This is a genomic window from Streptosporangium sp. NPDC001681, assembly GCF_040298085.1.
Classification (GTDB): Bacteria; Actinomycetota; Actinomycetes; order Streptosporangiales; family Streptosporangiaceae; genus Streptosporangium.
Genome location: NZ_JBEOZN010000002.1, coordinates 24,823 through 51,506 on the forward strand (window position 1 = coordinate 24,823; position 26,684 = coordinate 51,506).

25 protein-coding genes are annotated in these 26,684 nt (G+C 66.5%); 16 read left to right on the forward strand and 9 right to left on the reverse strand.

Annotated elements, in window-relative coordinates:
- The first annotated feature begins 28 nt into the window (after nucleotides 1-28).
- Nucleotides 29-1,174 (forward strand): epoxide hydrolase family protein, encoded by a 1,146-nt coding sequence (locus tag ABT130_RS00990; RefSeq protein WP_350951781.1) that lies wholly within the window; start codon nucleotides 29-31, stop codon nucleotides 1,172-1,174.
- 181 nt (nucleotides 1,175-1,355) lie between these two features.
- Here the strand turns inward: ABT130_RS00990 and ABT130_RS00995 are convergent, their stop codons facing one another.
- Nucleotides 1,356-2,867: an aldehyde dehydrogenase family protein gene (locus tag ABT130_RS00995; protein WP_350911053.1), complete on the reverse strand. Its 1,512-nt coding sequence runs from the start codon at nucleotides 2,865-2,867 to the stop codon at nucleotides 1,356-1,358.
- A 155-nt stretch (nucleotides 2,868-3,022) separates the two neighbouring features.
- Here ABT130_RS00995 and ABT130_RS01000 point away from each other — a divergent pair, with 155 nt between their 5' ends.
- From ABT130_RS01000 to ABT130_RS01040, 9 genes are all read left to right on the forward strand, one after another.
- Nucleotides 3,023-3,862 (forward strand): IclR family transcriptional regulator, encoded by an 840-nt coding sequence (locus ABT130_RS01000; protein WP_350911055.1) that lies wholly within the window; start codon nucleotides 3,023-3,025, stop codon nucleotides 3,860-3,862.
- Nucleotides 3,863-4,081: 219 nt separating this feature from the next.
- Complete coding sequence (locus ABT130_RS01005) at nucleotides 4,082-5,389, forward strand: ABC transporter substrate-binding protein (protein WP_350951783.1); 1,308 nt, start codon at nucleotides 4,082-4,084, stop codon at nucleotides 5,387-5,389.
- A complete protein-coding gene (locus ABT130_RS01010) occupies nucleotides 5,389-6,144 on the forward strand; it encodes an ABC transporter ATP-binding protein (protein WP_350951785.1) in 756 nt (251 codons plus the stop codon). Before ABT130_RS01005 ends, ABT130_RS01010 begins: the two co-directional genes overlap by 1 nt.
- Nucleotides 6,141-6,878, forward strand: a complete 738-nt coding sequence (locus tag ABT130_RS01015; protein ID WP_350951787.1) for an ABC transporter ATP-binding protein — start codon at nucleotides 6,141-6,143, stop codon at nucleotides 6,876-6,878. The genes ABT130_RS01010 and ABT130_RS01015 overlap by 4 nt, the downstream gene beginning before the upstream one ends.
- Nucleotide 6,879: 1 nt before the next feature.
- Nucleotides 6,880-7,746: a branched-chain amino acid ABC transporter permease gene (locus ABT130_RS01020; protein ID WP_350911063.1), complete on the forward strand. Its 867-nt coding sequence runs from the start codon at nucleotides 6,880-6,882 to the stop codon at nucleotides 7,744-7,746.
- On the forward strand, nucleotides 7,743-8,783 hold the full coding sequence (locus ABT130_RS01025) for a branched-chain amino acid ABC transporter permease (RefSeq protein ID WP_350951789.1): 1,041 nt from the start codon (nucleotides 7,743-7,745) through the stop codon (nucleotides 8,781-8,783). The genes ABT130_RS01020 and ABT130_RS01025 overlap by 4 nt, the downstream gene beginning before the upstream one ends.
- Nucleotides 8,767-8,985, forward strand: a complete 219-nt coding sequence (locus ABT130_RS01030) for a hypothetical protein (RefSeq protein WP_350951791.1) — start codon at nucleotides 8,767-8,769, stop codon at nucleotides 8,983-8,985. Before ABT130_RS01025 ends, ABT130_RS01030 begins: the two co-directional genes overlap by 17 nt.
- A gap of 12 nt (nucleotides 8,986-8,997) precedes the next feature.
- Nucleotides 8,998-10,113, forward strand: a complete 1,116-nt coding sequence (locus ABT130_RS01035; RefSeq protein WP_350911068.1) for an NAD(P)-dependent alcohol dehydrogenase — start codon at nucleotides 8,998-9,000, stop codon at nucleotides 10,111-10,113.
- A gap of 24 nt (nucleotides 10,114-10,137) precedes the next feature.
- Nucleotides 10,138-11,601, forward strand: coding sequence for a benzaldehyde dehydrogenase (locus tag ABT130_RS01040; RefSeq protein ID WP_350911070.1), 1,464 nt, complete (start codon nucleotides 10,138-10,140; stop codon nucleotides 11,599-11,601).
- Nucleotides 11,602-11,779: 178 nt separating this feature from the next.
- Here ABT130_RS01040 and ABT130_RS01045 read toward each other — a convergent pair whose 3' ends face one another.
- Nucleotides 11,780-12,682, reverse strand: coding sequence for a helix-turn-helix domain-containing protein (locus tag ABT130_RS01045; RefSeq protein WP_350951792.1), 903 nt, complete (start codon nucleotides 12,680-12,682; stop codon nucleotides 11,780-11,782).
- A gap of 238 nt (nucleotides 12,683-12,920) precedes the next feature.
- On the opposite strand from ABT130_RS01045, the gene ABT130_RS01050 reads away from it, so the two are divergent.
- The 3 genes from ABT130_RS01050 to ABT130_RS01060 all read left to right on the forward strand — a co-directional run bounded on the left by ABT130_RS01050 (nucleotide 12,921) and on the right by ABT130_RS01060 (nucleotide 15,580).
- Entirely contained in the window at nucleotides 12,921-13,688 is a 768-nt protein-coding gene (locus ABT130_RS01050; protein ID WP_350951794.1) for a nuclear transport factor 2 family protein, read from the forward strand.
- Between the two features lie 84 nt (nucleotides 13,689-13,772).
- A complete protein-coding gene (locus ABT130_RS01055) occupies nucleotides 13,773-14,711 on the forward strand; it encodes a macro domain-containing protein (protein WP_350951796.1) in 939 nt (312 codons plus the stop codon).
- On the forward strand, nucleotides 14,708-15,580 hold the full coding sequence (locus tag ABT130_RS01060) for an SIR2 family NAD-dependent protein deacylase (RefSeq protein ID WP_350951798.1): 873 nt from the start codon (nucleotides 14,708-14,710) through the stop codon (nucleotides 15,578-15,580). The genes ABT130_RS01055 and ABT130_RS01060 overlap by 4 nt, the downstream gene beginning before the upstream one ends.
- Nucleotides 15,581-15,787: 207 nt before the next feature.
- Here the strand turns inward: ABT130_RS01060 and ABT130_RS01065 are convergent, their stop codons facing one another.
- The 3 genes from ABT130_RS01065 to ABT130_RS01075 form a co-directional block, all read right to left on the reverse strand.
- Nucleotides 15,788-16,159: a hypothetical protein gene (locus ABT130_RS01065; RefSeq protein ID WP_350951799.1), complete on the reverse strand. Its 372-nt coding sequence runs from the start codon at nucleotides 16,157-16,159 to the stop codon at nucleotides 15,788-15,790.
- A 242-nt stretch (nucleotides 16,160-16,401) separates the two neighbouring features.
- On the reverse strand, nucleotides 16,402-16,611 hold the full coding sequence (locus ABT130_RS01070; RefSeq protein ID WP_350951801.1) for a hypothetical protein: 210 nt from the start codon (nucleotides 16,609-16,611) through the stop codon (nucleotides 16,402-16,404).
- Nucleotides 16,612-17,139: 528 nt separating this feature from the next.
- On the reverse strand, nucleotides 17,140-17,772 hold the full coding sequence (locus ABT130_RS01075) for a TetR/AcrR family transcriptional regulator (protein ID WP_350951803.1): 633 nt from the start codon (nucleotides 17,770-17,772) through the stop codon (nucleotides 17,140-17,142).
- A gap of 109 nt (nucleotides 17,773-17,881) precedes the next feature.
- On the opposite strand from ABT130_RS01075, the gene ABT130_RS01080 reads away from it, so the two are divergent.
- From ABT130_RS01080 to ABT130_RS01090, 3 genes are all read left to right on the forward strand, one after another.
- Nucleotides 17,882-18,697, forward strand: coding sequence for an SDR family NAD(P)-dependent oxidoreductase (locus ABT130_RS01080; RefSeq protein WP_350951804.1), 816 nt, complete (start codon nucleotides 17,882-17,884; stop codon nucleotides 18,695-18,697).
- A 212-nt stretch (nucleotides 18,698-18,909) separates the two neighbouring features.
- Nucleotides 18,910-19,128 carry a hypothetical protein gene (locus tag ABT130_RS01085; protein ID WP_350951806.1) on the forward strand — a complete coding sequence of 73 codons (219 nt, stop codon included), beginning with the start codon at nucleotides 18,910-18,912 and terminating at the stop codon, nucleotides 19,126-19,128.
- A gap of 486 nt (nucleotides 19,129-19,614) precedes the next feature.
- Complete coding sequence (locus ABT130_RS01090) at nucleotides 19,615-20,148, forward strand: SMI1/KNR4 family protein (protein WP_350951808.1); 534 nt, start codon at nucleotides 19,615-19,617, stop codon at nucleotides 20,146-20,148.
- 624 nt (nucleotides 20,149-20,772) lie between these two features.
- Here ABT130_RS01090 and ABT130_RS01095 read toward each other — a convergent pair.
- From ABT130_RS01095 to ABT130_RS01110, 4 genes are all read right to left on the reverse strand, one after another.
- Nucleotides 20,773-22,884, reverse strand: coding sequence for a hypothetical protein (locus tag ABT130_RS01095; protein ID WP_350951810.1), 2,112 nt, complete (start codon nucleotides 22,882-22,884; stop codon nucleotides 20,773-20,775).
- Between the two features lie 9 nt (nucleotides 22,885-22,893).
- Nucleotides 22,894-23,421, reverse strand: coding sequence for an ABC-three component system middle component 2 (locus tag ABT130_RS01100; protein ID WP_350951812.1), 528 nt, complete (start codon nucleotides 23,419-23,421; stop codon nucleotides 22,894-22,896).
- 22 nt (nucleotides 23,422-23,443) lie between these two features.
- Nucleotides 23,444-24,499 carry an SWIB-MDM2 domain-containing protein gene (locus ABT130_RS01105; protein ID WP_350951814.1) on the reverse strand — a complete coding sequence of 352 codons (1,056 nt, stop codon included), beginning with the start codon at nucleotides 24,497-24,499 and terminating at the stop codon, nucleotides 23,444-23,446.
- Nucleotides 24,500-25,053: 554 nt separating this feature from the next.
- Nucleotides 25,054-26,346, reverse strand: coding sequence for a tetratricopeptide repeat protein (locus ABT130_RS01110; RefSeq protein ID WP_350951816.1), 1,293 nt, complete (start codon nucleotides 26,344-26,346; stop codon nucleotides 25,054-25,056).
- Nucleotides 26,347-26,684: the final 338 nt, after the last annotated feature.

Below are 26,684 nucleotides of genomic sequence, written 5' to 3' on the forward strand. Positions count from 1 at the left end.
GGCCTAACCGGCTCCTATCGTGGCAGACATGAACGGCGACACGCAGATACACCGGTTCCGGATCGACATCCCGCAGGAGCGGCTGGAGGACCTGCGCGCCCGGCTGGCGGCGACACGCTGGCCGGACGAACTGCCCGGAGCGGGCTGGTCCTACGGGGTTCCGGTGGGCTACGCGCAGCAACTGGCCGAGTACTGGCGGACCGGTTTCGACTGGCGTGCCGCTGAGACGCGGCTGAACACTTTTCCGCAGTTCACGACGCGGATCGACGGGCAGGACATCCACTTCCTGCACGTCCGCTCGCCCGAGCCGGACGCGTTGCCGCTGATCATCACACACGGCTGGCCCGGCTCGATCGCCGAGTTCATGAAGGTGATCGAGCCGCTGAGTGACCCGGTCGCGCACGGTGGCGAGCCGGCCGATGCCTTCCATGTCGTCGCACCGTCGATTCCCGGATTCGGCTTCAGCGGGCCGACCACCGAGCCCGGCTGGGACCTGAACCGCGTTGCGCGAGCGTGGGCGCAGCTGATGAGCCGCCTCGGCTACCGGCGCTACGGCGCCCACGGCGGCGACAGCGGCGCGGTCATCTCACCGATGCTGGGCCGCGCCGACTCCGCGCACGTCGCGGGCGTGCACGTCAACGGCGCCCTCGGGTTCCCGACCGGCGACCCGGCCGAGTTCGAGGGACTCACCCCGGCCGAACTCGCCCGGCTCGGCCAATACCAGGACTCCGACCGCAGCGGCTATGCGATCATCCAGGCGACCCGGCCGCAGACCCTGGCGTTCGGCCTGCACGACTCACCCGCGGCCCAACTCACGTGGATCGCCGAGAAGTTCAAGGAGTGGACCGACCCGGCCCACGAGCTCCCCGAAGACGCCGTGGACGTCGACCAGATGCTCACCGACATCAGCATCTACTGGTTCACCGGGACCGCCGCCTCATCAGCCCGCCTCTACAAGGAGACACAGGAATCATGGGGCGCCGCGTCCGGATACTCGGCAGTGCCCCACGGCGTCGCCGTGTTCCCCGGCGACGCCGGAGTCCGGAGCATCGCCGAACGCGACCACAACGTCGTGCACTGGTCGGAATACGACCGGGGCGGCCACTTCGCCGCCATGGAAACCCCCGACCTGCTCATCCAGGACATCCGGACCTTCTTCCGCCCCCTGCGATGACACGCGAAAACGTTCGCCGTTCGACCTGATCACGTCCGGGCCGGCCCACACCGAGCCGACCCGGACGCGATGAAACGCAGGTCAGAGGGTCTCGTCGGTGGGGGCCACCGTGAGTTGCCGGCCGGAAGTGGCCGGCCTGGGAGCCCGGATCACTATCCAGGCCGCCGTCGGCGGTGGTAGGTCAGAAGGGGAAGGTCCGGTCCTGGTCGCGTACGGTGACCCACTGGAGCTCGCAGAACTCCTCGGCGGCGAAACCGAGCCCGAAACGTCCCCAGCCGCTGTCCTTGACGCCGCCGAACGGCATGTGCGGCTCGTCGTTGACCGGCTGGTCGTTCACGTGGACGATGCCGACGTCCAGTTTCGCCGCCAGTCGCAGGCCGCGGCGGCTGTCACCCGTGATGATCGAGGCGGCCAGGCCCAGATCCGACCGGTTGGCCCGGACGACCGCCTCCTCGGCCGAGGCGACGGCCTCCAGGATCACGACCGGCCCGAAGGTCTCGCCGTGGGCGATCTCGGCCTCGTCGGGGACGTCGGTGAGCACGGTGGCCGGATAGCAGGGCGGCCGGGGGACTCCGCCGGCCAGGATGCGGGCGCCGAGTTCGACGGCCTCGTTGACGCGGCGGTCGAGGAGGGCCAGGGCCCACTCGTTGATGACCGGCCCGACGACCGTCGCCGGATCGCGCGGGTCGCCCGTCGGCAGCGCCGCCACCTTGGCCGCGAACCGCTCGGCGAACTCCTCGGCCAGCGGGTGTTCGACGTAGATTCGCCGTGCGCACATGCACACCTGTCCTTGGTGGACGAAGGCGCCGTAGGCCGCGGCGTCCACCGCGTAACCGACCTCGGCGTCGCCCGCGACGATGAGCGGGTTCTGGCCGCTGAGCTGGAGCACGACGCGCTTGAGGTGCCTGCCCGCCTTCTCGGCGAGGCGCCGTCCCGTCGGCGTCGACCCGGTGAAGTTGATCCGCTTGACCAGGGGGTTGGTGAGCATCGCGTCGCCGATGTCGCCGGCCTCGCCCGGGGCGTGGGTGACGACGTTGAACGCGCCGGGGGGCAGGCCGGCCTCCTGGAGGAGCTCCGCCCAGAGCGCGCCGCCGGTGTAGGGGGACTCCTCCGAGGGTTTCAGCACCACGGTGTTGCCGAGCGCGAGCGGCCCGATGGCCGCCCGTCCCGCCAGGGCGAGTGAGGCGTTCCAGGGGGCGATCGCGCCGACCACTCCCACCGGGCGGCGTACGGCCATGGCCTGGGTGCCCTCGATGTCCGACGGGAGCAGCTCCCCGGTCGGCCGGTACGCCAGCTGCGCGGCCTGGCGGAGGAGCTTGAGGGCGAAGTCGACCTGGACGCCGCCGAAGTGGCACCCGCACCCGGTCTCCACCGCGAGGGCGTCGAGGATCTCGGCGCGGCGCCCCTCCAGGAGGTCGGCCGCGCGCAGGAAGATCTGCTGGCGTCGCCAGGGCGACTCCCCGGCCCAGCCGCCGAACGCCGCGGAGGCGGCCTCGATCGCCCGGTGCGCGTCCTCACCGTCACCGGCGGCGATCTCGCCGAGTACCTCGCCGGACCAGGGGGAACGGTTCGGATACCAGCGTCCGGATCCGGCCGGCGCCCAGTCGCCACCGACGAAGTGCTCGACGCGCGCCTTCCGGCAGCCGCTCGCAGCACGGATCGCCCCGCTTCCGGTGCCCCCCGCTCCGGCCATATGGCTCGATCCTCTCTTTCGCCTCGTCTCGTACGGCCACGCCGCCGGACGCGGGGAGGCCACCTGTGCCACCCGGTCGAACAGCGTTCACCCGATCGAGCCCGTAGTCAAAATGGTTCGAACAGGTGGAACGAAGTCACCATATGCTGACCCCCGTGACCGATGACGAGTCCCCCCGCCCGCGCGGCCGCGCAACATCCGACCCCTCCGGTTCCTTCTCCGTGTCCCTGGAGCGGGGGCTGAGCATCCTGTCCGCCTTCACCGGGAACCGCTCGGTGCTGGGGATCGCCGACCTGGCACGGGCCGTCGGCCTCAACAAGAGCACGACGCACCGGTACGTCGCCACCCTGACCAAGCTGGAGTACATCCAGCAGGACCCGGAGACCAAAAAGTACTTCCTCGGCCCGCGGGCGATCGACCTCGGGTTCGCGGCGATCGACTCCATGGAGCTCACCCGCGTCGCCGGACCCCTGCTCCAGACCCTGGCCGACGAGACGGGGTTCACGGCCAGCATGGGGCTGTGCGACGGACCCGACGTCGTCTACGTGGACCGCAGGCGAAGCGGCCGGCGCAGTTCCCTGGCCATGGACCTCAACCTGCACGTGGGCTCCCGGCTGCCCGCCTACTGCACCGCGATGGGCAAGGTGCTGCTGGCGTACCGGGACCCGGCGGCGCTCAGGCAGATCCTCGACCGCACGGACATGGCACGCCGGGGGCCGAAGACGATCACCAACCGGGAGCAGCTGACCGCCGCCCTCGCCAAGGTGCGGCAGAGCGGCGTCGCGGTGAACGACGAGGAACTGGCCCCGGGGCTGCGCTCGTTCGCGGCCCCGGTGCGGGATCGTTCGGGCGAGGTCGTCGCGGCGGTCAACGTCGCCGTTCACCTCACCGTCGCGCCGACCACCGTCGAGGCCCTGGCGGGACGGGTCGAACCGCCGCTCCGGCGCGCCGCCGCCGAGATCTCCAAGCGCCTCGGATACCGCCCGCAGTCCTGAGGCGTTCCAAACACGCAAATCACGTTCGAACTTCCGGAACACAGTGTTGCTCTGGTGTTAACGGGACCGTACGGTCGGCTCAACTTTCCGCCACCCGGATGTCCGTGCCGTCTCCCAGTCGCGAGGTGGCCGAACGAGTTCCCCCCAAGGCAACACAGAGCAACGCGGTGTCCCGCAAAGAGCGCCTCCGCTCGGACACCGTCAAAGAAGGAGTTTGGCGTGAGCGACATCTCCATGGGCGGCCTGGGCCGCCGTTCCTTCCTCAGGGCGGTCGGTCTCGGTGCCGCGGCCCTCGGCGGCGGCTCGCTGGTGAGCGCCTGCGGCGGGCTGAAGGGCACGGGCGGTTCCTCGTCCGACGTGCTCAAGATCGGATATGTCAGCCCTCAGACGGGCCCGCTGGCCGGCTTCGCCACCGCCGACAACTTCGTGGTCAAGCAGATCCAGGAGGCGTTGCGGAACGGGTTCACCTCCGGCGGCAAGAAGCGCACGCTCGAGATCGTCGTCAAGGACACGCAGTCGAACCCCAATCGCGCCACCGAGGTCACCCGGCAGCTGATCAACAGCGACAAGGTCGACCTCATCGTCGGCTCCTCCACGCCCGACACCACCAACCCCGTGGCCGATCAGTGCGAGGCCAACGGCATCCCGAACGTCACCACGATCGCTCCGTGGGAGGCGTGGTTCCACGGCCGGGGCGGCAAGCCGGGCGAGGGTTTCAAATACACGACGCTGTTCTTCTTCGGCATGCAGGAGTTCGCCGACTGTTTCTTCCCAATGTGGGAGCGCATGGACGTCCCGAACAAGAACGTGGCGTCCCTGTGGCCCAACGACACCGACGCCAACGCGTTCCGCCGGGGGCTCGGCCCGATGATGGAGAAGGCCGGCTACACCGTGGTCGACGGCGGCGCCTACCAGGGCGGCGCGACTGACTTCACCGCGCAGATCGCGAAGTTCAAGGAGTCGGACGCCGAGCTGTTCACCTGCACCCCGATCCCCCCGGACTTTCAGACCTTCTGGAAGCAGGCCCGGCAGCAGGGCTTCCGGCCGAAGCTGGCCACCGTCGCGAAGGTCATGCTGTTCCCTTCGGAGGCCGAGGCCCTCGGTGAGCTCGCGAACAACATCGCCACCGACTTCTGGTGGAGCCCCGCCCACCCGTACACCTCCACCATCGACGGCAAGAGCGCCAGGCAGCTCGCCGACGGCTTCGCCGCGGCCACCGGCAAGCAGTGGACCCAGGCACTCGGCTCGGTCTACTCCCTGTTCGAGATCGCGGTCCAGGCGTTCAAGGAGGCGAGCGACCCCAAGGACCGCGACGAGGTGGCCGCCAAGCTGCGTGGTATGAAGATCAACTGCATGAGCGGGAACCTCGACTTCACCGCGGGCCCGCAGCCGGGCATCGCCATCCAACACCCGGTCGGCGGTCAGTGGCGCAAGGGCGAGCGCTTCCCCTGGGACGTCGTCATCGTCGACAACTCGGCGAACAAGGACGTCCCCGTCGGCGGCGACCTGATGCCCACCAACGCCTGATGGCCTCGCCACTGCTGCACCTCGACGGCGTCACCAAGAGCTTCGGCAAGGTGACCGTCGCCAGGGAGCTGACGCTTTCCGTCCAGCCGGGTGAGGCGCTCGGGATCGTGGGGCCGAACGGAGCCGGAAAGTCCAGCCTGTTCGCCATGATCTCCGGTGACCTGCGCCCCGACAGCGGCGCGGTGTGGTTCGAGGGGCGGGAGGTCACCGCCGTACCGCCGCACGCCCGCACCCGGGCCGGCGTCGGCCGCACCTACCAGGTGCCCCGGCCCTTCGAGCACCTGACCGTGTTCGAGAACGTGCTGGTCTGCGCCCACCAGGGCGCCGGGCTCAAGGGCAGGCAGGCCTGGACGCACAGCATGGACGTGCTCGACGGCACCGGCCTGGCCGACCTCGCCAACACCCCCGCGGGACGGCTCACCCTGCTTCAGCGCAAGCGCCTGGAGGTGGCCCGCGCCATCGGTACCGCGCCCCGGCTGCTGCTGCTGGACGAGGTCGCCGGCGGGCTGACCGAGCCGGAGGTGGTCGAACTGGTCGAGGTGGTGAAACGGCTGCACACCGAGGGCCTCGGCATCGTCTGGATCGAGCACGTCGTGCACGCGCTGGTGAAGACGGTCGGCCGGATGGTGTGCCTGGCCGGCGGCGACGTGGTCGCGGACGGCGAGCCGATGGCGGTGCTCGCCGATCCGAAGGTACGCGAGCTCTACCTGGGCGGCGGCCCGGAGACCGGCCTGACCGACGAGGAGGGCTCATGACACTGCTGTCGATCCGCGACCTCACCGTGCACCACGGCCGGCTCCGCGCCGTGGACGGCCTCAGCCTGGACATGGAGAAGGGCGAGGTGCTCGCGGTCATCGGCGCCAACGGCGCGGGCAAGTCCACGCTGCTGCGCGCCCTGGCCGGGCTCAATCCCCCGACGTCGGGGAGCATCCACTTCAAGGGGCGCGACATCACCCGCTTCCCCGTGTACAGGCGCGTGCCGGAGGGGATCGCCCTGGTGCCGGAGGGGCGGCGGCTGTTCCGCTCCCTCACGGTAGAGGAGAACCTGCTGACCGGGGCGTACCGCAGGCGTCCCGGCCCCTGGACCGTGGCCCGGGTCTACGAGCTGTTCCCCTGGATGGCCGACCGGCGCAGGCAGAACGCCGCACAGCTGTCGGGCGGCGAGCAGCAGTCGGTGGCCATCGGCAGGGCGCTGCTGTCCAACCCCGACCTCCTGCTCATCGACGAGCTGTCGCTGGGCCTGGCGCCGGTGATCGTACGCCGCATCTACCAGGTGCTCCCGGACATCGTCGCCGGCGGCACCACCGCGCTGATCGTCGAGCAGGACGTCTCCCAGGCCCTGCGGGTGGCGGACAGGGTGCACTGCCTGCTCGAAGGCCGCTCCGTCCTGCACGGACGTCCCCAGGACCTGACCTCGGAACAGGTCGAGCACGCGTATTTCGGGATCGGAGCGGCGCCGGCCGAGACCGCAGGAAAGGGACGAAACTGACATGGGTTGGCTCAACGCCGTTATCCAAGGGCTGCTGCTCGGCGGGCTCTACGCGCTGTTCGCGACCGGGTTGTCGGTGATGTTCGGCGTCATGCGGATCGTGAACCTCGCACACGGCGACCTCGCGGTGGTCGCCTCGTTCCTGGCGCTGGCCCTGATCGGCGGAACCGGGCTCCCCCTGTGGTTCGTGCTGGTCGTGACCGTGCCGCTGTTCGCCGTGCTCGGCTACCTCACCCAGCGGGTGCTGCTGCAACGCAGCCTGTCCGCGGGGCCGCTGGCGACTCTGCTGGTCACCTTCGGCCTGTCCATCGTGCTCCAGAACGTCCTGCTGGAGATCTTCTCCGCGGACACCCGCACCCTCGACGGAGGCTCCTTCGCCACGGGCTCGTTCGAGCTCAGCGGCTCGATCTCCGTCGGCTACCTCTCGCTGACGACCTTCCTGCTGGCCTGCCTCGCCCTGGCCGGCATCCAGCTGTTCCTGTCGCGCACCGGTCTTGGCCGGATGCTGCGCGCCTCGTCCGACGACCGGGAGACCGCGAACCTGGTGGGCGCCGACAGCCGGCACGTCTACGGCATCGCGACCGCCATCGCGTTCGCCACCGTCGCACTGGCCGGCCTGATGTTCGCGATCCGCTCCTCGTTCGACCCCGCGATCGGCCCCTCGCGGCTGATCTTCGCCTTCGAGGCGGTCGTCATCGGCGGTCTCGGGTCGCTGTGGGGGACACTGCTCGGCGGCATCGTCCTCGGCGTCACCCAGTCCCTGGGGGCGCAGATCGACCCCGCGCTGACCCTGCTCGCCGGCCACCTCGTCTTCCTCGCCGTGCTGGCTTTCCGGCCGCAGGGCCTGCTCGCAGGACGGACCGCATGACCATCTCCCAGATGCTGACCGCACGCGCGGCGGTGGCGGTGGACGTGAGCCGCGCCGCCCGTTCCTCCCACCTGTCGGCCGTCGCGATGCTGATCGCCGTCGCGGTGCTCGCGGCGCTCCCGTTCCTGGTGTTCAGCACGGTCACCGACACCCTCGTCAACCTGTTCGTGCTGGTCGCGCTGGCCGGCATGTGGAACCTGCTCGCCGGGTTCGGCGGGCTGGTCTCGGTGGGGCAGCAGGCCTACATCGGCATCGGCGCCTACAGCGTCATCGCGCTCGCCGACCTGGGCGTGCAGCCCTACCTCGCGGTGCCGCTGGCCGCGCTCACCTGCGCCGTCTTCGCGCTGCCGACCTCGTGGCTGGCCTTCCGGCTGCGCGGCGACTACTTCGCCGTCGGGACCTGGGTGATCGCCGAGGTCTACCGGCTCCTGGTCGTACGGGTGGACAGCCTCGGTGGCGGTAGCGGCAAGGGCCTGACCGGGCTCTCCGGCATCGACCAGGTCCTGCGCGGGGCGCTGACCTACTGGACCGCGCTCGTCCTGGCACTGGCCACGATCGCCGGATGTTATCTGTTGCTGCGGGGCAGGCTCGGCCTGTCGCTCATGGCCGTACGCGACGAGGAGACCGCCGCGAGCTCCGTCGGGATCGACGTACGGCGGGCCAAGCAGGTGGTCTACCTCGTCTCGGCGATCGGTTGCGGCGCGGCCGGCGGGGTCATCACGGTGAGCTCGCTCAGCGTCAATCCCGACGCCGTCTTCAGCGTGCAGTGGTCGGCGTACATGATCTTCATTGTCGTCATCGGCGGCATCGGCTCCATCGAAGGTCCCCTGATCGGGGCGATCGTCTTCTTCGGGCTGCAGCAGCTGCTGTCCGACTACGGCTCCTGGTACCTGGTGCTCCTGGGCGCCATCGGCATCGCGGCGGCGCTCCGGCTCCCGCGGGGGTTGTGGGGGCTGGTGCGTGACAGGACCGGTCTGAGCCTGTTCCCCGTCGGCTACTTCGTCCGGAAGCGGGACACCGATGTCGTCTCCGGTTGAGACGGTCGCCCGTACGGCGATCGCCGCCTCGGCCGCCATCGCCCGCGGTGAGCTGTCGCCCGCCGAGTCGTGGCTCAACGCGTACGCGACGGTGACGGCCGGCGAGGCCCGGGCGTGGGTGTCGGCGCTCGCCGCCGACGGTCCGCACGGTAGAGCGGCTGATCCCGCCGCTGTCTTCTCCCAACGTCCCCCCGAGTCTTGAGGAAAGAACGCCATGAAGGTGACCGCCGCCGTCGTCGACGAGCTCCACGGACCGTTCCGCATCGAAGAACTCGATCTCGACGAGCCCGGGCCGGGCGAGGCGCTGGTGAAGATCGTCGCCTCGGGAATCTGCCACACCGACGAGATCACCCGGCACGGGGACCTGCCGATGCCGTTCCCCGGCGTGCTCGGCCATGAGGGAGCCGGGGAGGTCGTGGCCGTGGGCGACGGCGTCACCCGGGTGCGGCCGGGCGACCACGTGGTAATCGGCTGGCCGTCGTGCGGCGCCTGCCGCAACTGCCGCGACGGCGAGCCGCGCTACTGCGCCCGCCTCGGGGAGGCCCTGTGCGGAGGCGGGCGGCTGCTCGGCCCGCGCGCCGGGCAGACCGCCCTGCGCCGCCCCGACGGCTCACCGGTGCACAGCCACTTCTTCGGCCAATCGTCGTTCTCGACCTACTCGCTCACCTGGGCCGACGCCCTGGTCGTGGTCCCCCGGGACGCGCCGCTGGACCTGCTCGGCCCGCTCGCCTGCGGCATCTCGACGGGCGCGGGGGCGGTGTTCAACACGCTGAAGCCCGGTCCGGGGTCGAGCCTCGTGGTGTACGGCGTGGGCGCGGTCGGGCTGGCCGCAGTGATGGCCGCCCGGCTCTCCCCGGCCACGACGATCATCGCGGTGGACCGGCACCCGGCCCGCCTCACCCTGGCCGAGGAGTTCGGCGCCACCCACACCGTTCACGTCTCCGAGGCCGACCCGGTGGCGGAGGTGCACCGGATCTGCGGCGGGCCGGCCGACTACGCCATGGAGTGCACCGGCGTCATCCCCGTTGTACGCCAAGCGGCCGACAGCGTGGGAATGCTCGGGACCTGCGTCCTCATCGGCGGCGCGCCGGCGGGCGCGGAGTTCGGTCTCGACCACCTGTCGACGCTGTGGGGCAAGCGGGTCGTCGGCACCCTGGGCGGCAGCGGCCGCAGCGAGACGCTCATCGGCACCCTCGTCGAACTGCATCGCCAGGGACGCTTCCCGTTCGACCGGCTGGTGCGGTTCTACGACCTGGCCGACATCGACACAGCACTGCAAGACAGCCGCCAGGGCGACGTGCTCAAGCCCGTCCTGCGCATGAGCCACTGAGGACAACAGGAAAGGACACCCGCTGTGGGACTTCTCGACGACGTCGACTGGCAGGGGAACATCTTCAAGAACGGCGTGTGGACCACCGGGCGGGGAGGCGACTACGCGGTCGTCGAACCGGCCACCGGTGAGGAACTCAGCCGGATGGGGCTGGCGACCCCCGAGGACGTCGCCGAGGCGGGGGAGACGGCCACCAGGGCCCAGCGGGAGTGGGCGGCGATGCCGCACACCGCGCGCGCGGCCGTCCTGCGCAGAGCCGGAGACCTGTGGCAGCGCCACGCCGAGGAGATCAGCGACTGGAACATCCGTGAGGTCGGCGCGGTCCCGGGGATGGCCGGGTTCGCGCTACACGTGGCGGCGGAGGAGTGCTACGAGGCGGCCTCGCTGCCGAGCCGGGCGATCGGCGAGGTCCTGCCGTCGGAGCAGCCGCGGCTGTCCATGGCGCGGCGGATGCCGGCGGGCGTGGTCGCGGTGATCTCACCGTTCAACGTGCCGATCATTCTCGGCATCCGGTCGGTCGCCCCGGCGCTCGCCCTCGGCAACGCCGTCATCCTCAAGCCGGACCCACGCACCGCAGTCACCGGCGGCACGCTCATGGCGCGCGTCTTCGAGGAGGCCGGCCTGCCGCCCGGTGTCCTGCAGATGCTGCCCGGCCGCGCCGATGTCGGCGAGGCCCTGGTCACCGACCCGAACGTCCGGGTCATCTCGTTCACCGGCTCGACCCCCGTGGGCCGCCGTATCGGCGAGCTGGCGGGGCGGCATCTGAAACGGGCACATCTGGAGCTCGGCGGGAACTCCGCGCTGCTGGTGCTCGACGACGCCGACGTGGACGCGGCGGTGAACCTGGCCGCCTGGGGGTCGTTCTTCCACCAGGGGCAGATCTGCATGACGACCGGGCGTCACCTGGTCTCCGCGCGGCTGTACGACGACTTCGTGGAACGGCTCGCGGAGAAGGCCGGCAGGCTTCTGGTGGGCGACCCGAAGTCCGGCGCGGTCGCGCTGGGGCCGGTCATCGACGCGGGACAGCGAGACAAGATCCACCGCATGGTCACGGCGAGCGTGGAGCAGGGCGCGAAACCGGCGTCCGGCGGAACGTACGACGACCTCTTCTACCGGCCGACCGTGCTGGCCGACGTCCCCCTCACCGCGCCCGCCTTCGCCGAGGAGGTGTTCGGTCCCGTCGCGCCGGTCACCCGTGTGTCCTCGGCCGAGGAGGCCGCCGAGCTTGCCGCGGCGGGCGAGTACGGGCTCTCGCTGGGCATCGTGACACGTGACGTGATGCACGGGCTTGCCGTCGCGGAACGCATCCCCACCGGCATCGTGCACATCAACGACCAGACCGTGAACGACGAGGCCAACGCGCCATTCGGCGGCGTGCGGGCGTCCGGCACCGGGGCCCGCTTCGGGGGCGCCGCGGCGAACATCGAGGCGTTCACCGAGACCCGCTGGATCACCATGCGCGGCGAGCCCGCGCGCTATCCCTTCTGACGGTCTCCCCACCACGCGGCCGGCTGGACCCGGGCCGGCCGCGTGCCGCGCCACTGCCTGGCCTCCGGCGGAGGAGTATCCGCCCGTTTGGAGGCGATGTGGGAGGCTCGCGAGTAGGTCATTTGTGGTGATTTGACTACTTTTCGTGGGAGGCGCCAGCGCAGGCATCGCTGACGAGTCAGCGCTCGGGCGCCGGGCGGCGTATGGCGGTGCGGAAGGTGACCGGGGTCGTGCCGGTGCGGTGGTGGAAGTACTTGCTGAAGTTGGTGGGGCTGGAAAAGCCGAGTTGGGCAGCGATGTGGGCGGCCGGTTGGTCGCCGTGGGCCAGCAGACGTTTCGCCTCCAGGATGATGCGGCGGTCGATGAACTCCTTGGCGCCGATGCCGGCGGTGGCCAAGGTGGCGCGGGAGAGGGTCCGCGGTGAGTAGCCCAGTGCCCGGGCGTAGTCCTCCACCTTGTGGCTGTGCGGGAAACCGCGCTCCACCGCGTCGCGGAAGCGCAGGTAGGTCTCCTCCGTCTCCGGGGCGAGGGCGCCGGCGGGTGAGGTCAGGTGAGTCAGACGCAGCAGCAGTACGGCCAGCAGGTGACGGAGCACGGCGATGTGCGCCTCCAGGGGCAGCCGTCCCAGGGCGTTGAACTCGTGCCGCAGGTGATCCGTGGCGGCGGTCAGTGCCCGCAGGTCCTCGCCGGTCGCGGTCCACACCGGCGAGGTGTGGACGTCGTCCAGGCGAGCGATGTCGGCGGTGGCCGGATCGGGGAAGTCCGGCTCGAACAAGATCAAGGTGCCCTCGGCCTGGGTCAGGTCACCCCACTGGTGGACCTGCCCGGGCCGGAGCCAGAGCCACATCCCGGGTGTGAGGGCGTAGTCGGTGAAGTCGACGATGTGCCGCAAGGAGCCGCCGGTGAGCGCCAGCAGGTGGTGGAACGCGGGCCGCTGCGGCTGACCCGGATGTCGCCCGTCGATACGGGTCCGTAGATCGGCCAGCGACATCACCTCGATGGTGGCAGGGGTGCCGACCGGTGCGGCGAAGGCGACCTCGGGGATCCTCCGCCTGGCGACGTGTCCATTTTTCACCATCATCAGTCACCAGCGTACTCACTATCACCTCAGATCAATCCCTAGTTTTGAAGGTGTCGCCGCGTATCGGAAATGAACCGGTGACGGTTATAGGCAAGACCGTAGGACAAGCGGGTGGGGCACGCGCGGTTGGCGTCCGCCTCGGCACCCGCTCCCGTCCCCGGCTGTTCGGGCATCCGGCAGCCCCGATAAGAGCCTCCACCGACGATCGTCAATCCCCCATCGACAGGGAGCACATGTCATGACCACCTCGAACGACGCCAAGGCCATCGTGCTGGCGGCCGCCGGCCGGCTGTTCGGTGACAAGGACCCGTCGGCCGTAGACCGCTGGGTCGCCCCCGGCTATGTCCAGCACAGCGCTCTGATCGCCGACGGCCCCGAGGCGCTGCGACAGCTGGTGGCGGACCTGCCTCGGGAGTTCCGCTACGAGGGCGCTCGTGTCATCGCAGACGGTGACCTGGTCGCCCTTCACGGTATCTACCATGGGTTCGGACCTCAGCCGCTGGTCGCCTTCGACATCTTCCGGGTGGAGAACGGCAGGCTCGCCGAGCACTGGGACGCCCTGGCCCCGGTCGCGCCTGCCACGGTCTCCGGCCGGTCCCAGACCGACGGCCCGGCAGAGGTCACCGCGCCGGGCACGACCGAGGCCAGCCGCGCTCTGGTCTGCGAGTTCGCCGAAAAGGTTCTCGTCGGTGCCGACTACACGGTGCTGACCGCCTACATCTCCACCGACACCTACAACCAGCACAACCCCGAGGCGGGGGACGGTCTGGACGGGTTCGGCGCGGCCGCGGCCGGTTGGGCCGAGCAGGGCAAGAACCTGGTCTACAAGAAGATCCACAAGGTCATCGCCGAGGGCGAGTTCGTGCTGGTGCTCTCCGAGGGCGAGTTCGGGGTGCCGGTCGCCTACTACGACCTGTTCCGGGTCGAGAACGGGAAGATCGTCGAGCACTGGGACGTCATCGCCCCCATTCCGGCCGAGCTGCCACACGGCAACGGCCTGTTCTGACCCGAACCTGCCGTCCCTTCCCCGCGGTGTGCGTGGGCGGACGGCAGCGTACGTCCGCCCCGTCATCTTCCACAGGAGTCGCCCATGGCCACCAGTCGCCCGCTCGACCTGGCCGGCTACCGGCAGCCGATCGATCTCGACCGGCCGTTCCGCCCGGCCGCCGTCCCCGCGCCGGCCGCAGGGCTCGGCGCGCTCGCCCGCACCGTGCTGGGGCTGCTGGAAACCGATCCGGCAGCCGGGCGGCTCGGGCTGCCACCCGGCCGGGCCGAGCACCTGGATGATGGCACCAGCCGCCGGTTGCTGCGGGCGGTGCTGACCGTCCGCGCCCCCGGCCCGCTGCCGGAAGCGGCCGTGGCGCCACTCGACGCGCTGCTGGGCGGTGAGCGCACGATGCGGGGATCGGTCGACGCCTCGACGCTGCCGGTCATCGCCGAGCAGGTACCGCGGACGGCCTATCCGGCGGCCAGGTGTACCGAACTATGGCGAGGCGACATCACCACCCTGGCCGCCGACGCCATCGCCAACGCCGCCAACAGCGCCCTGCTGGGCTGCTACCGCCCCATGCACCCGTGCGTCGACAATGCCATCCACAACGCCGCCGGGCCTCGGATGCGCGACGACTGCGCGGTCATCATGACCCTGCAGGGCAGTCCCGAGCCGATCGGCACCGCGAAGATCACTCGGGGCTACCACTTGCCCGCCCGCTACGTGCTGCACACCGTCGGCCCCGTCGTTGACGGCCCGCTGGGCGCCGGGCACGCGGCCGATCTGGCCGGTTCCTACCGTTCCTGCCTGGAGGTGGCCGCCGCCGTCGACGGTGTCCGCACGGTGGCGTTCTGCGGGATCAGCACCGGTGTGTTCGGCTATCCCAAGCCGGCGGCCGCACGGGTGGCCCTGGACGCCGTCGCCGATTGGACGGAAGCGCATCCAGGCCGCCTGGACCGAGTGGTCTTCAACGTCTACGGCGCCGATGACCACACCGCCTACCTGCGGGCACTCACCGACTGGACCCGGCGATCATGACGCACGGTGGTCCCACCCTGACGGACCTGCGCGCCGCCGCGGACACGCTGCGTTCCTGGATCGGAGAGGCCGACCGGGTCCTCATCGGCGCCGGCGCCGGGCTGTCCGTCGCCGCAGGCTACGACTACGCCGACACCCGGCGGTTCGCCGAACTGTTCCCCGCCCTGCACCGCCTCGGGTTGCGGGCCCGTTACCAGCTCATCGGCCTGCGGCTGCCCCCCGACCTGCTGTGGGGATACTGGTCGGTGCACGTGACCGACATCCGCTTCGGCCCCGGCCCGCACCCCGTCTACCGGGGGCTGCGCGACCTGGTCGGCGACCGGCACCACTTCGTGATGACCTCCAACGTCGACGCGCTGTTCTCCCGTAACGGCTTCGACGCCGGTCGGATCTTCACCCCGCAGGGCGACTACGGCCGCTATCAGTGCGAACGGCCCTGCGCCCGCGACACCTGGCCCAGCAAACCGATCATCGATGCCGCACTGGCCGCCTACGATCCGGCCACCGGCCGCGTCACCGACCCCGCTGCCATCCCGGCCTGCCCCAACTGCGGCGGGGAGGTGTTCCTCAACGTGCACAAAGGGCCGGAGTACATCCCCGATCCCTACCTGCCCGCCGGTCGGCGGCTGCAGGCATGGCTGGACGACGGCCCGGCCGACGAACGCCTGCTCGTCCTGGACATCGGCAGCGGCTACAACACCCCCACCGTCGTCCGCCTGCCCATGGAGCGCATCGCCCGCAGCCGCGCGCACGGCCGCCTGCTGCGCGTCAACCCCGTCCAACCAGAGGTGCCGGCGCTACCCGGCGGCCGGGCCCTGGGCATTGCCGCCGGTGCCGGCGACCTGCTGGCCGCCGCGGCCGGTCACTGAGGTCCGGCTGCGATGACCGTGCCGGATGCCTGTCCCAACATCCGGCCCTGATCCAGCCGGCGGTGTACTACTACCGCTTGTACTACGTCGTGCTTGTCGTGGCGGGACCCCGAGAAGTGATCCAGACGCGGTGAGAGCCGGCGGTTCGGTGGTGCTTCGCCCCGAAGCCCGGCGGCCGGGGTGTGCTTTGGCCAGGTGCCGCGCTGGTCAGCCGGAACCGGTCGGTCTGGGAGTGTCGATCCAGCGGGCGGCTGCGTCGAAGGTATCCGTCGGGGTGCTGTTGAACGCGATCGCCGCGTTGGGAGCGTGTCGTCGTACCAGGTTGACGACCTGCTCGAACAACTCAAGCTGATCTTCGGGTTTCCGTACGCCGCCGCCGATGACGACGCATTCCCAGGGCCGCGCGCGCAGGGTACGGCTGACGATCGTTTCCACGTCGTCGCTGCCGTCGAGGCCGAACAGGCAGGTCTCGACGCCGACGCCGTGCTCGGCGAATCGAGCCATGCCGACCTCGATTGCGTCGGCTACCGGCTTCGGGTTCCAGGGCCCGGGAACCCGATACGGGTCGAGGCCGATCACGAGGACGCGGGGTACCGGGGCTGTTGTGTCCACACCTGGGACCTTACGTCACAGGGGTTGCCGCGCGTGGCTATGGGCTGCGGTCGACAACGGACGACTCATCGGTGTGTGCACGACGCGGCGTAGGCCGCTGGTGCGTAGTTCCACCGATGCTGATGGCGCCGCTATGACTCACACTGATAACCGTCCAATGTTTTCTGACACCCATCATTGATCGGCAGCCGCTTACGGCTGGGTCCGCTTCACCCGGTCCGACGACTCCGTAGAGGCGTGAGTCCACGTACGAACGCGCCGAAGCCCTCGGCCAGGACGTGCAGGGCTCGTTCGTGGTCGCAGTCCGACCGTAACGTCACCGGGCTGTCCGGGTTGGCGGCCCGGAGATGGCCGTGCAGCTCGAACAGCGAGTCCAGGTCGGAGAACCTGTCGAGGTCGATGTAGGAATCTGGGCGCACCTCCCCGGCAGGTCGAGATCGTTCATCAGAGGTTTCACGATGTGTCGATCACCTGGAACGCGGTTGATCCGGCTCAGCCGCTGGACCGGGCGATGCAAGGAGCGCGACGGCGGAGGTGGGGGAGGGATCACCACAGCACTCGGCCGCGCCCTTCCCTCCGCACTTCCAGCATGGGTCCCGCGATGAAAGACCCGGAAGGGGAGGCGATCGTGGTGTCCCCGGCGCTCGCGGAGGAAACTCATGCGGCCGGTGGGCTACGAGCCGACTCCGACCCGGTGGTCCGGCTCGTTGTCCGCCCATTCGTACGGTCTGGTGCCCGGGTCGTTGGGGACAAGCGTACGGCGGCTGGACTTGCGCACGTGGTTGGGGGTCTCTCCAGGGTCGTGCTCTCGGAGGGCCAGTTGTCGAGGGGCGTCGATAAGTCGATCACGGATGCGATCGATCGGCACATCAGCGGCAGCGACGAGGGCTCAGCCGGGATCTTGGTCCCCTCGTGAGCCTCGGCGGAACTTCTCCGGGCAGATCGGATCAGGTCTGCGTCCCGGCGACGCGCTCGACGGCACGCTCGATGAGTGATCGGAGGGCGCGGGGGTCCTCTCCCTCGGCCCAGGTCTGCATCGCGACGCGCATCGCTGCGAACAGGACGGCCGCCGCGAGCCTGGCCTCGTTGACGCGCTCGCCCTTCAACGACCCCTGACGCCGCGCGAACACATCGGTGGGCACGAGGTCGACGAGCGCACGCTCGAAGTGGAGTGCCTCGTCGAGCCACACGGGTGAGAGCTCCGTGGTCGTGAGCAGGAGCCGGTACGCGCGGTGACCTCCCAGGAGTCCACCGCGGAAGACGTCGACACCCGTGATCACGGCCTCGCCGCACCGCCGCGGCAGCGGCAGCCCCTCCGCCGCCTCGAACTGGGCGCACGACGCGATGCGCGCCGCCTCGAGCAGCGGGCGGAAGACATCACGCTTGCTCGGAAAGTAGCGGTGGAAGGTACGGGTGGACAACCCGGCAGCCGCCGCGAGCTCGGCGACGCCGATCGCCTCCCACCCGTCCCGCTCGAGCAGGACCAGAGCGCTCTGGGCTGCCTCGAGCCGAGACGCGCGGATCCGTCGCTGGTTCAGCGACAGCCCACGGTCCGGCTCACGATCACCACCTGTAGCCACACCGCGTATTTTACACAGTACGCCAAACTGACAGTTCCTGCCACTGTGGCGTACTGTGTCATCACGTGGATCGCCGCCGATGTTGATCCACCCAGGAACAGGAGCGCAGATGTCACCCAACCTCTCCGGCAAGGTCGCCATCGTCACCGGAGCCGCTTCCGGAATCGGCCGGACCACCGCGGCAACCCTCGCCCGGGCCGGCGCCGCCGTCGCCATCGCCGACCTCAACCTGACCGGCGCCCAGCAGGTCGCCGACTCGATCATGGCCGATGGCGGCCGCGCCATCGCCGTCGGCGTCGACATCGCCGTGGAGGACCAGATCAAGGCCATGGTCGACACCACCGTCCGGGAACTCGGCCGTCTCGACATCGTCCACGCCAACGCGGCACTCACCTCCCCCGCCGTGATCTCCCGAGACGGCGGGATCGCCGACATCGATGCCGCCCTGTTCGCGAAGGTGCTGGGCGTCAACGTCATCGGCAGCGCCCTGACAGCCAAGTACGCCGCGGCACACATGGCCGGCCACGGCGGAGGCGTCATCATCTTCACCACGTCCCAGGAGTCCGTCCTCGGCGAGATCGTCCGATCGATGTACTCGGCCTCCAAGGCCGCCATCGAGTCGATCATGCGCGACACGGCGACCCAGTACGGCGCAGCCGGCATCCGTGCCGTGAGCGTCTCCCCCGGCCTCATCCTCACCGAAGGCATGCACTCAGTGCCCCAAGACTTCATCGACCGCCTGACCCGACACAACCTGCTGCCGCGGCTCGGCGCGCCGGAGAACATCGCCGACACCGTCGCCTTCCTCGCCTCCGACGCCGCCGGCTACATCACCGGCATCTCGATCCCCATCGACGGCGGCATGCTCCAGCACTTCCCCAACTTCGCCGACGAACGTGACGCCGCGACCAACGCTCAGCACTGACCAGAACCAGCGGACGGCGACCACGCGACAGGCCCCTGCCCCCTCCCCAGATCCGGGGCCTTTGTCGCGCCCGATCGGACCGGGAGGGCGCTTCATAGACGGTGAGCGTCGATGGCACGTGAAAGCTGACCTTAGGCCGACGGCCGGGCGAAGTCATCGATGGACGCAGTCTGCAAGATCAGGCATGCTGGTTCCCCCATACGGAGGATCAGATGGCGATCGGTTTCACCGAGATTCTGCTCTTGCTGGTGATATGGGCCGTTCCGGCCGTGCTGGTGTTCTTCTTTCTTTACTGGACGATCCGCCTGGCGATCAGACATGAGAAGCGGCGGGTGCCGAGTCCCCAAGAGATCCTGACTCAGGAGCGACGGGAACGTATGGCGGCAGAGCGTGCCGATCACTATCGCACCAGGCGGCGCCGGCCCGAATGAGCAAGCGCCCGAAGGCCTCTTGGCCCAGAGGATTACTTTAGAAGCTGATGAAGACCCATGGTCGGGAATCTCTTCCTGACCTGGGCCTTGGTGATTGGAGCGGGTGACGGGAATCGAACCCGCGCTGTCAGCTTGGGAAGTCTCTATCGCGCCTGGGCGCTGAGCTGGGAAGACACTGACCTGCGGGGGGGCGGGGTGAGTGACCGTGACTCCCCGTGAGTCCCCCTTGATCCCTCTCCTGACGGGCACGCAACGGGCACGCGCGGGGCATAGGAACGGCTGCACCTTCGTCGCTTTGGTGCTCGGTGGGTCGGGGTTGAGGCACGAAACCCCGAACCTTCGATCGCCCCCGACCCCGGACGGAGATCAGCCGTCATCAGGCGATCGTGAGGGAGAACCCGTCTCCGGAGACAACTCGTGGGCAACTGAGGACTGGACCGGGGAGCGTCACGGCTTCTTAACGGGTATGCGGCTACAGTCCGCTCTATGAGCGGTGATTTGACTGCCCTGGACCGCCTTGTAGCGCTGGTTCCTCCTCCGGCTGTTCCGTCCGTCGGCGCTGTGACTTGGGAAGAAGTCTTCTCTGACATGGGGGTACAGCTGCCTGCGGATTATGTGGCCTTCATTGAACGGTACGGCGCGTGCCAGTTCGCGCGCTGGCTGTCGATCTACGATCCGAGACGTCTTCCCAAGGACTACCGGAGGCAGGCGGCCGAGTGGGGAGACGACTACCGGGATATGCGAGATGACGATCCCGAGGCGTACCCACTTGCGATGTGGCCCGAGGCAGGTGGGTTCCTGCCGTGGGGAAGCACGATCGATGGTGAGGACATGGGCTGGTTGACCGTGGGCGATCCCGTGGACTGGCCGGTGATCGTGCTGCACCGCCACGATGTGGCGATGGAGTCGGTGTCCGAGACGATGACGGAGTTTCTTTCCGGGTGGGTGTCAGGTGAACGCTACGGCGGACGCGGGGTGGACAACGACGGTCGTCCGCTGAGGTGTGTTGCCTGGGAGTGACCTGTGGGCGGCGGCGCGGCCCTGGTGCGGCGGCCGATGGCCATGTACGGCGTGTGAGTGGTGCGGCGGGCGGCCCGTGGTCCCGCCGCCGGCCGAGACCGGCGCCCACGCCGCACGCTCGGGCGGCGTTCGGGCGGCGGGCCGTGCGGCGGCGCGCTGCGCCGCCGCCTTGATACTCACAAGAACAATTCGGCAACTGTCTAGTGCGGTGTCCACATACGTTCACCGGGTCTGGTGACATGCCGGTCGGCGTCTGGGACGCCGGTGTCGCCTATCGCCCAGCTTGTCGCCGCGGACTACTGTTCAGCGTAAGGATGCGGATCTATGAGTCCCTTGATTGACCGGATTATGATGGATTCCGTATTTCCCGCCGATGAACTAGTCACCCTGGATGACCGCGCACTCGCCGCGATCGCACACGAGCTGACCCAGACCTTCCTGCGAGAGGTCGACGCCGGACCAATTCGGCTGGTTCGAGGCGGACCAGTGCCTTCTTGGTGGCGACCTGCGGATCGGTGACGATGCATGGCAGGCAGTCGCGCATAAGTATCCGAACTGCCCGTTCGACATGTCGGCCTGGCTGAATGGTTGAGCGGCAGACAGTGGATGCCCCGCTGCAAGCGCCTAGACATAGATTGCATCATCAATAAGCCCATATGGCGCGATTGAAGGATCTCCCGTATACCGAACAATAACGTCATCAGTAGCCTGCGTCGGCGGCGCATTGTCTACAACAACTATCTGCGCACCCTGTCCTCCGCCGGAAAGCCATGAGGTGATGTGACTATATACATTTCGTACGATAGCTCCTGCGGCGTTTCCTGAGAACTCCTCGTCAGATCCGCTTCGTTGCTCTGGAGCAAGGTTCTTTTGAGGACTATCTATCATCAGGAACCCGGGATGCCTCCCGTCATGCTCAAAGGCAAGTTCGAAGATTGATAGCTCCCAAGCCAGCGCGAGAAGCGTCATCGCACCAGCAGAGCCTACTCGATCATATCTCATTCCTCTTACATGAGGAATGAGCTGCCGATTAACCTCTGCTTCAGCAAGCTTGGGGTAACCAAAATCGCGGAGTATGGAGCTGAACCTATTCGATATATTAGCCAAAACGGCATCACGCTGCCTCTGACTACTTTGCATCTCACGCAGCCTTTTCGCCGACTCGGAGAGTCTGCCAGCTAGCCTTTCAATCAAATCTGCCTTGACATCCATTGATGTTAGCATGCGACGTTGTTGACCGATTTCAGCCAGCAGTCTTTCGCTTTCGGATATTGATTGATAGATATGGTCGCGCTGCGCGATGAAGGGCGAAACTACATCGCGAGTCATGGCATCGAGCTGCTGCTGAAGAGTCGAGGCGGTAGCATCAGCAGCATCTGAGACTCTCCGGGCTTCCTTCATCTCACCCTCAACAACTTCTATGTAGCCTTTAAGCTCGCTCAAACGTCGCCGTACACTGCGGAGCTCTTTTGAGACATCGACCGATTCGAGTACAGGGCTGTGCTCGCTATCATCCAGCTCACCATTAGAGTCCGGAGTTCCCTCAAGTGGCTGGAGAGGCAGGGTTACGTGACACAAGCCACATCTTCCATTGACGACTTTCGCAGTTGACTTAAGATTTTCCAAACACGCAGGACAGACGGTTACAGTCAACGGGTCGAAGAGACGCTTAGCTTCTACCAGAAGCGCCAGCTTCTTAATATCCTCGGCGTATTGCGCTTTTAGGGGAATTAGGCGCCTATGAAGAGTTTCTCTGTCGCGCGCCCGTCCTCCGGCTTCACGTGCCATACGTGCATGCTCGAGGTATTCGTTTCGCAGTTGGGAGGCGAAGCCAGTGTTCTCCGTCATCCGCTCATCTAGCCTCTGCAACTCGACGCGCACACTTCGGTGCTGTCGTAATATCTCCTCTTCTCGAATATCGAGCTCATTGTGGCCGGCCACGCCTTGATCTTCTAGGAAGCGCCGTAGTGCGTGCATTCCTGTACGTTCTGCCGCAAGCTCAGAACGGAGTTCGCTTATCTGCGCAGCGAGAGCGGCACCTGATTGATCATGGACATCGAACAAGATATCGATGACTTGTCGAAGCTTTATTGCGATAGGTGGCTGATGCTCGTGGAGTAGATTCTTATTGTCGAGGCGCGTGTTAGAGAGGAACCAGAGCGAAGACAGATCCCTGAAACTCAAAGCATGCGTGACGGAATCCGGTTGGGTTGGCGCTTGCCGTAGGCGTATCCTATCTAGCCCACACAACTGGAGAAAGAATTTTGATATGCTATCTTCCGCGCCAGGATCAGGAGATAGCTTGCGAGGCATCCCATTTACAGATTCTAGGGTCCCTTTATAAGCAAGCGCTGACCGGTTGGACGTCTCAACACTACGCTGAATCACGTAGTGGTTCTCCTCGACCGCCCACCGGGCGGCATCATCACTTAGATCGATGTCATCTGGCGTCTCGCTAGTGATGGCATCTGTCGGCACGGGCTCATAGGCCACAATTTCTAGTTGTGCAGAACGTACGCTTGTAAGAATCTCTGGATGCTCCGGATGCCGACTCGCCCCAAGGCAATAGTCAACGAATTCTAGTATTGTCGTCTTGCCAGTACTAATCTCTCCGGAGATGATCGAAAGCGGATTAATGCGCCCGCCCTCATCGACAAATCGGATTTCATAGTTCTTACGGTAACCAACTAGCCGCAGAGCTACCAGCCGAAAACCGAAGTCGCGTGGGGGAGCCATTTTTCCTCGTTAAATATTAAGAAGGTCCAAAAGGGAGGGATCTGCCCGAAGCCATTCCCTGCAGCGATCTTGCAACTTCACGTCAGTGAGCGGTTTAATTCGCGCACCGACTATCTCAACGCTAGTTTTATAAGATTGCGCATAAATACTGCCGAGCTGATCGGCTAGATCTTTCCCCTTCGAAGTTATCGAATAAACGATACTACCTTGATCAATACCAACTCCCGTCAGTCCATAAGCCACTAGAAGACTTAAGTCATGCTGCAGCCGAGAACGTCGCGTTACAAACCTCTGGCCGGGTGACGCATATGTAAGAGAACGAACCGAAAATCCAGCCAGCATGAGCCGCTTATAGTCATTATCTTCTTTGCTGATCACGAGGAAAGGGTGCGCAGCGAAGAAGTCCATTACACCGAGACGCTCAAGGCTTGGAAGCCAATCCTGCTCATCCAGCGCGTCCAATAGGAGCAGGAGTTGAGCCAGGCGAAACGTGATGTCATCCTCCGGCCGGAAATCCGTACGGTCGGATGCCTCCATGGGCGATGAATGCAAATGATGACTAGGCATCTTTGAGGACTTCCGCTTGGGCGGCTTTGTCGCCGGGTTGGCGGTGATCTCGTTTGTCTTCTATAGGCTGAGCTGATGACATATATTCTTCTACCAGTTTGCGATAATCGCGAACCCAGCCCGCCCGTCCTTCATTCACTCGCTGGTGCATCAGTCCAAACGCGTGTATGAGCCCACATCGAAGAACCTTCGGCACGGATGGGTGATGATCTCGAACTGCATCCATCACTTTTTCATATAGGCCAGGAAGCAGCTGGTCGTTGCTCAATTGAACTGCTGTATTAAAACGCTGAGACCAGAGTGAACCTAGGACTGCGCGCGTATCATTTAGCGCTGCCACCTCTTCCTCTAAGGCTTTATCATGAATTTCGCGACTCAAAATCTCCGCATTAAAGAACTCCTCCTTCGCGTCATCGCAAGCTAGCATTCTGGCTATATGCATTTGCTTAACGAAGAGAGCCCCTTCATATTTAAATGGATCATCAAGCCGCACGGTAGGTTTAGTCGCAGCAACACTCACTGAAAAAATGGGATTGAAGTAATTATCTGCTATATATTTCGCATCCTCAGACATCAGGAGGCGTCGAAGTCTCACCTTATTCCACAGATCAATAACTATGTTGTCGCGCTTTTCTGTTCGCTTTTTCCAGCCATCCCACCATTTTTCATTGGGGCCATCAAAGTTGCATGGCATACACAATGTCCAACTTGTTAGGGTGTAGTTCTCATCTTTAGCTGCAGAGACGGCACCATCATATGCCTCGCGAACCTGGCTCTGCTGAGACTTATCGAATCCATCGATAAAGAACTTAGATTGCCATACGGAGACTTCCCCCTCGGCAAGACTGCCGACATAGGCATCGATTCCCCAGTCTCCCGGGTTAGCCTCAACTGTTGATACTTCAGGGTGTTTGGCTCCGACCAAATCCTGAATCAGTTCCTCGAATGTGGCTCGCGCCCCGTCTTTTGAGCCGGCTCGAGTCACGAGGAAATTGAAGTCAATGAGTCCAGAACCCTGTAGGCTTACTTGCATCGTTTGGATGGTCACCCCTGTCTGAGAACATCTACTCTTTTACCCAGCTTCTGCCTGCAGGATCGCATACTGCGACGCGATAGACACGACTTGATTTTCCTGCAAAACAGCCCTATCAACCAATAATTTCGGACTCTCTATTTCATCGGATTTGGCCAGCCCAATTCCGTACCCACATCTGTAAGCTGAAGTTTCTAGACCTATTGGGCGCATGAGACCTATGTTTGGATGACAAAAGTGGAGTTACGGGATGGTCTCGATGCGCGGCAGGGTCATCCGAAACCGAAGTTCGCTCCGCTAGCGGACACGGTTGCTGTCGAGGGTCGCAAATCCCGCCCACGGAGATGCCTCGTAGCGTGGGCAGTGCTGGCCGCGACCGGCCGAAGAACCGCAGTGCGGCCGGCGACCGTCCGGCGCGCGGCAGGCCGCCGTAAGCGGATCACCCTTGACAACGTGGAGAAGGTTCTCATCAATGGGATGTGTCGCTATATGTCCTGCTCCGGGACATGCTTGACACATCAGTCCTGAGACATGTTTGACAGGTGCCGCTGGTGATCGCTCTAAAGCAGTCAATCAAGAAGTTCGGGGCGGCGAGTGGTTAGGGCGCGGCGAGCGATGACATAACGTTCGTGGAACTCCTCGGCCAGAGCTTCACGACGGTAGCGCTGTCGGATGACGCGGTCCAAATCTGCGGCGCGGTTGACGAGGTCGGTGAGAGATTTGCGGTCGATGTCGAACGCTGTCATTCCCTGCTCTACGGCGGCGTCGAGGTTGCCACGCCGGGCATGAACGATGCCGAGGTCGATGTGGGAGTCGGCGACGCGCATGGGGGCATTGGACGTGCCGTCCGGGCGGGTGTGTATCTGGATCGTCTCCAGGGCGTGCTCTTCGGCGCGGTCGTCGTCGCCGAGCCAGGTGTAAGCGGTGGCGGCGTAGAAGACCCATTTGGCGTGGTCGAACACGAAGTGGTGATCCGGATTTCCGGGAAGTGGGAGTTTGGCAAGAGCGTCGGCTCCGCGAGTGAGAGCCTTGTCGGCTTCGCGGCGGTCGCCGATTCGGGCCAGTCCGCGGGCCTCTTGCAGGGTGAGTTGAACCTGGGCGCTGGATTGGCCGGCGACGGCCTGGCCCGTGCGGGCGGCGGTGACCACGTCTTCGTAGCGGCCTTCGACCAGGGCGAACCATGCCGACATCTCGTAGGCCCAGCCCATGAGTTCGCCGTGGCCGACCTGGCGGCCCATCTCGTAGGCGGCGCGGCGGGCGGTTTCGGCCTCCTCGCGCTCTCCCAGGTCGTAGTGAACGCATCCGAGCAAGGCCGTTAGCCATCCTGTGATGACGAGGAGTTCGCGGTGCTGGGCGAGGGTGATCCGTCCACCGAGTAGACCATTCACCTGGGCAAGGCGCTTCTGGGTCCGATCGCGCAAGGTGGCGGCTGAGACGACGGGGTAGGCGCGGCAGAGGAGGTCGACGGCCTCGGCGAGGGCTTCGAGGGTGCCGGTTCCGACGTCGGACGCTTGGAGCTGCTGGGCGAGTTCCATGGTGCCGTACAGGTCGGCCTCGGCTCGCAACGCGTCCATGGGAATGATGCTGGTGGCCTCGATGAGCTGGCCGGCCCCGCGTCTGTTCGGCCGGAATCCCAGGTCTTCGGGTTGAAGTCCGGTCAACTGGGTGATGGCGATCCGGTACGGAGGGTGGGGCCATCTGACCTCTCCGGCCTCCCAGCGCCGAATGCGCTCCTCATCGCACGCCAGGGACTCCTTGATGCCGATCGGGGTCGCGTTGATCCGGTTGGCCAATTCGACGCGCGTCAGACGGTGCTCATTACGCCACGCGCGGAGCTGGACGTTTGGGATGTTGTCGGGCATCTGGGGCCTTCCTCCCGGCTGGGGGCTCAAGAGGGGGGAATTCAGGGGAGTGTTTGGGGGTCCTGACGATCTTGGATTGCCGGTGGACTTGCCATCAAGCAACACGGTACGTCAGCCCGCCTTCCGCCGCAGGGAGCGCGGATCAATCCGAGGAGATGGCGACGGTGACCCGGCCAGACGAGACCAGCGAGACACGCCCCTGCCCCGCGTGCCGGGGACGTGGAACCAAGCTGCGCAGCTCGCGCCGTGCCCTTCTCGTCGGCGAGAGCAGTGGTGATCTCCAGACGCAGGGAGAACAGGAATGTCTCGACTGCCTCGCAACCGGCCGGGTCGAAAGG

What these genes read in the sequence shown, in the direction of transcription:
- ABT130_RS00990 (WP_350951781.1), top strand. Translation starts at nt 29, where the DNA reads ATGAACGGCGACACGCAGATACACCGGTTCCGGATCGACATCCCGCAG.
- ABT130_RS00995 (WP_350911053.1), bottom strand. Translation starts at nt 2,867, where the DNA reads ATGGCCGGAGCGGGGGGCACCGGAAGCGGGGCGATCCGTGCTGCGAGC.
- ABT130_RS01010 (WP_350951785.1), top strand. Translation starts at nt 5,389, where the DNA reads ATGGCCTCGCCACTGCTGCACCTCGACGGCGTCACCAAGAGCTTCGGC.
- ABT130_RS01015 (WP_350951787.1), top strand. Translation starts at nt 6,141, where the DNA reads ATGACACTGCTGTCGATCCGCGACCTCACCGTGCACCACGGCCGGCTC.
- ABT130_RS01020 (WP_350911063.1), top strand. Translation starts at nt 6,880, where the DNA reads ATGGGTTGGCTCAACGCCGTTATCCAAGGGCTGCTGCTCGGCGGGCTC.
- ABT130_RS01025 (WP_350951789.1), top strand. Translation starts at nt 7,743, where the DNA reads ATGACCATCTCCCAGATGCTGACCGCACGCGCGGCGGTGGCGGTGGAC.
- ABT130_RS01030 (WP_350951791.1), top strand. Translation starts at nt 8,767, where the DNA reads ATGTCGTCTCCGGTTGAGACGGTCGCCCGTACGGCGATCGCCGCCTCG.
- ABT130_RS01035 (WP_350911068.1), top strand. Translation starts at nt 8,998, where the DNA reads ATGAAGGTGACCGCCGCCGTCGTCGACGAGCTCCACGGACCGTTCCGC.
- ABT130_RS01045 (WP_350951792.1), bottom strand. Translation starts at nt 12,682, where the DNA reads ATGATGGTGAAAAATGGACACGTCGCCAGGCGGAGGATCCCCGAGGTC.
- ABT130_RS01050 (WP_350951794.1), top strand. Translation starts at nt 12,921, where the DNA reads ATGACCACCTCGAACGACGCCAAGGCCATCGTGCTGGCGGCCGCCGGC.
- ABT130_RS01055 (WP_350951796.1), top strand. Translation starts at nt 13,773, where the DNA reads ATGGCCACCAGTCGCCCGCTCGACCTGGCCGGCTACCGGCAGCCGATC.
- ABT130_RS01060 (WP_350951798.1), top strand. Translation starts at nt 14,708, where the DNA reads ATGACGCACGGTGGTCCCACCCTGACGGACCTGCGCGCCGCCGCGGAC.
- ABT130_RS01080 (WP_350951804.1), top strand. Translation starts at nt 17,882, where the DNA reads ATGTCACCCAACCTCTCCGGCAAGGTCGCCATCGTCACCGGAGCCGCT.
- ABT130_RS01085 (WP_350951806.1), top strand. Translation starts at nt 18,910, where the DNA reads ATGGCGATCGGTTTCACCGAGATTCTGCTCTTGCTGGTGATATGGGCC.
- ABT130_RS01090 (WP_350951808.1), top strand. Translation starts at nt 19,615, where the DNA reads ATGAGCGGTGATTTGACTGCCCTGGACCGCCTTGTAGCGCTGGTTCCT.
- ABT130_RS01095 (WP_350951810.1), bottom strand. Translation starts at nt 22,884, where the DNA reads ATGGCTCCCCCACGCGACTTCGGTTTTCGGCTGGTAGCTCTGCGGCTA.
- ABT130_RS01100 (WP_350951812.1), bottom strand. Translation starts at nt 23,421, where the DNA reads ATGGAGGCATCCGACCGTACGGATTTCCGGCCGGAGGATGACATCACG.
- ABT130_RS01110 (WP_350951816.1), bottom strand. Translation starts at nt 26,346, where the DNA reads ATGCCCGACAACATCCCAAACGTCCAGCTCCGCGCGTGGCGTAATGAG.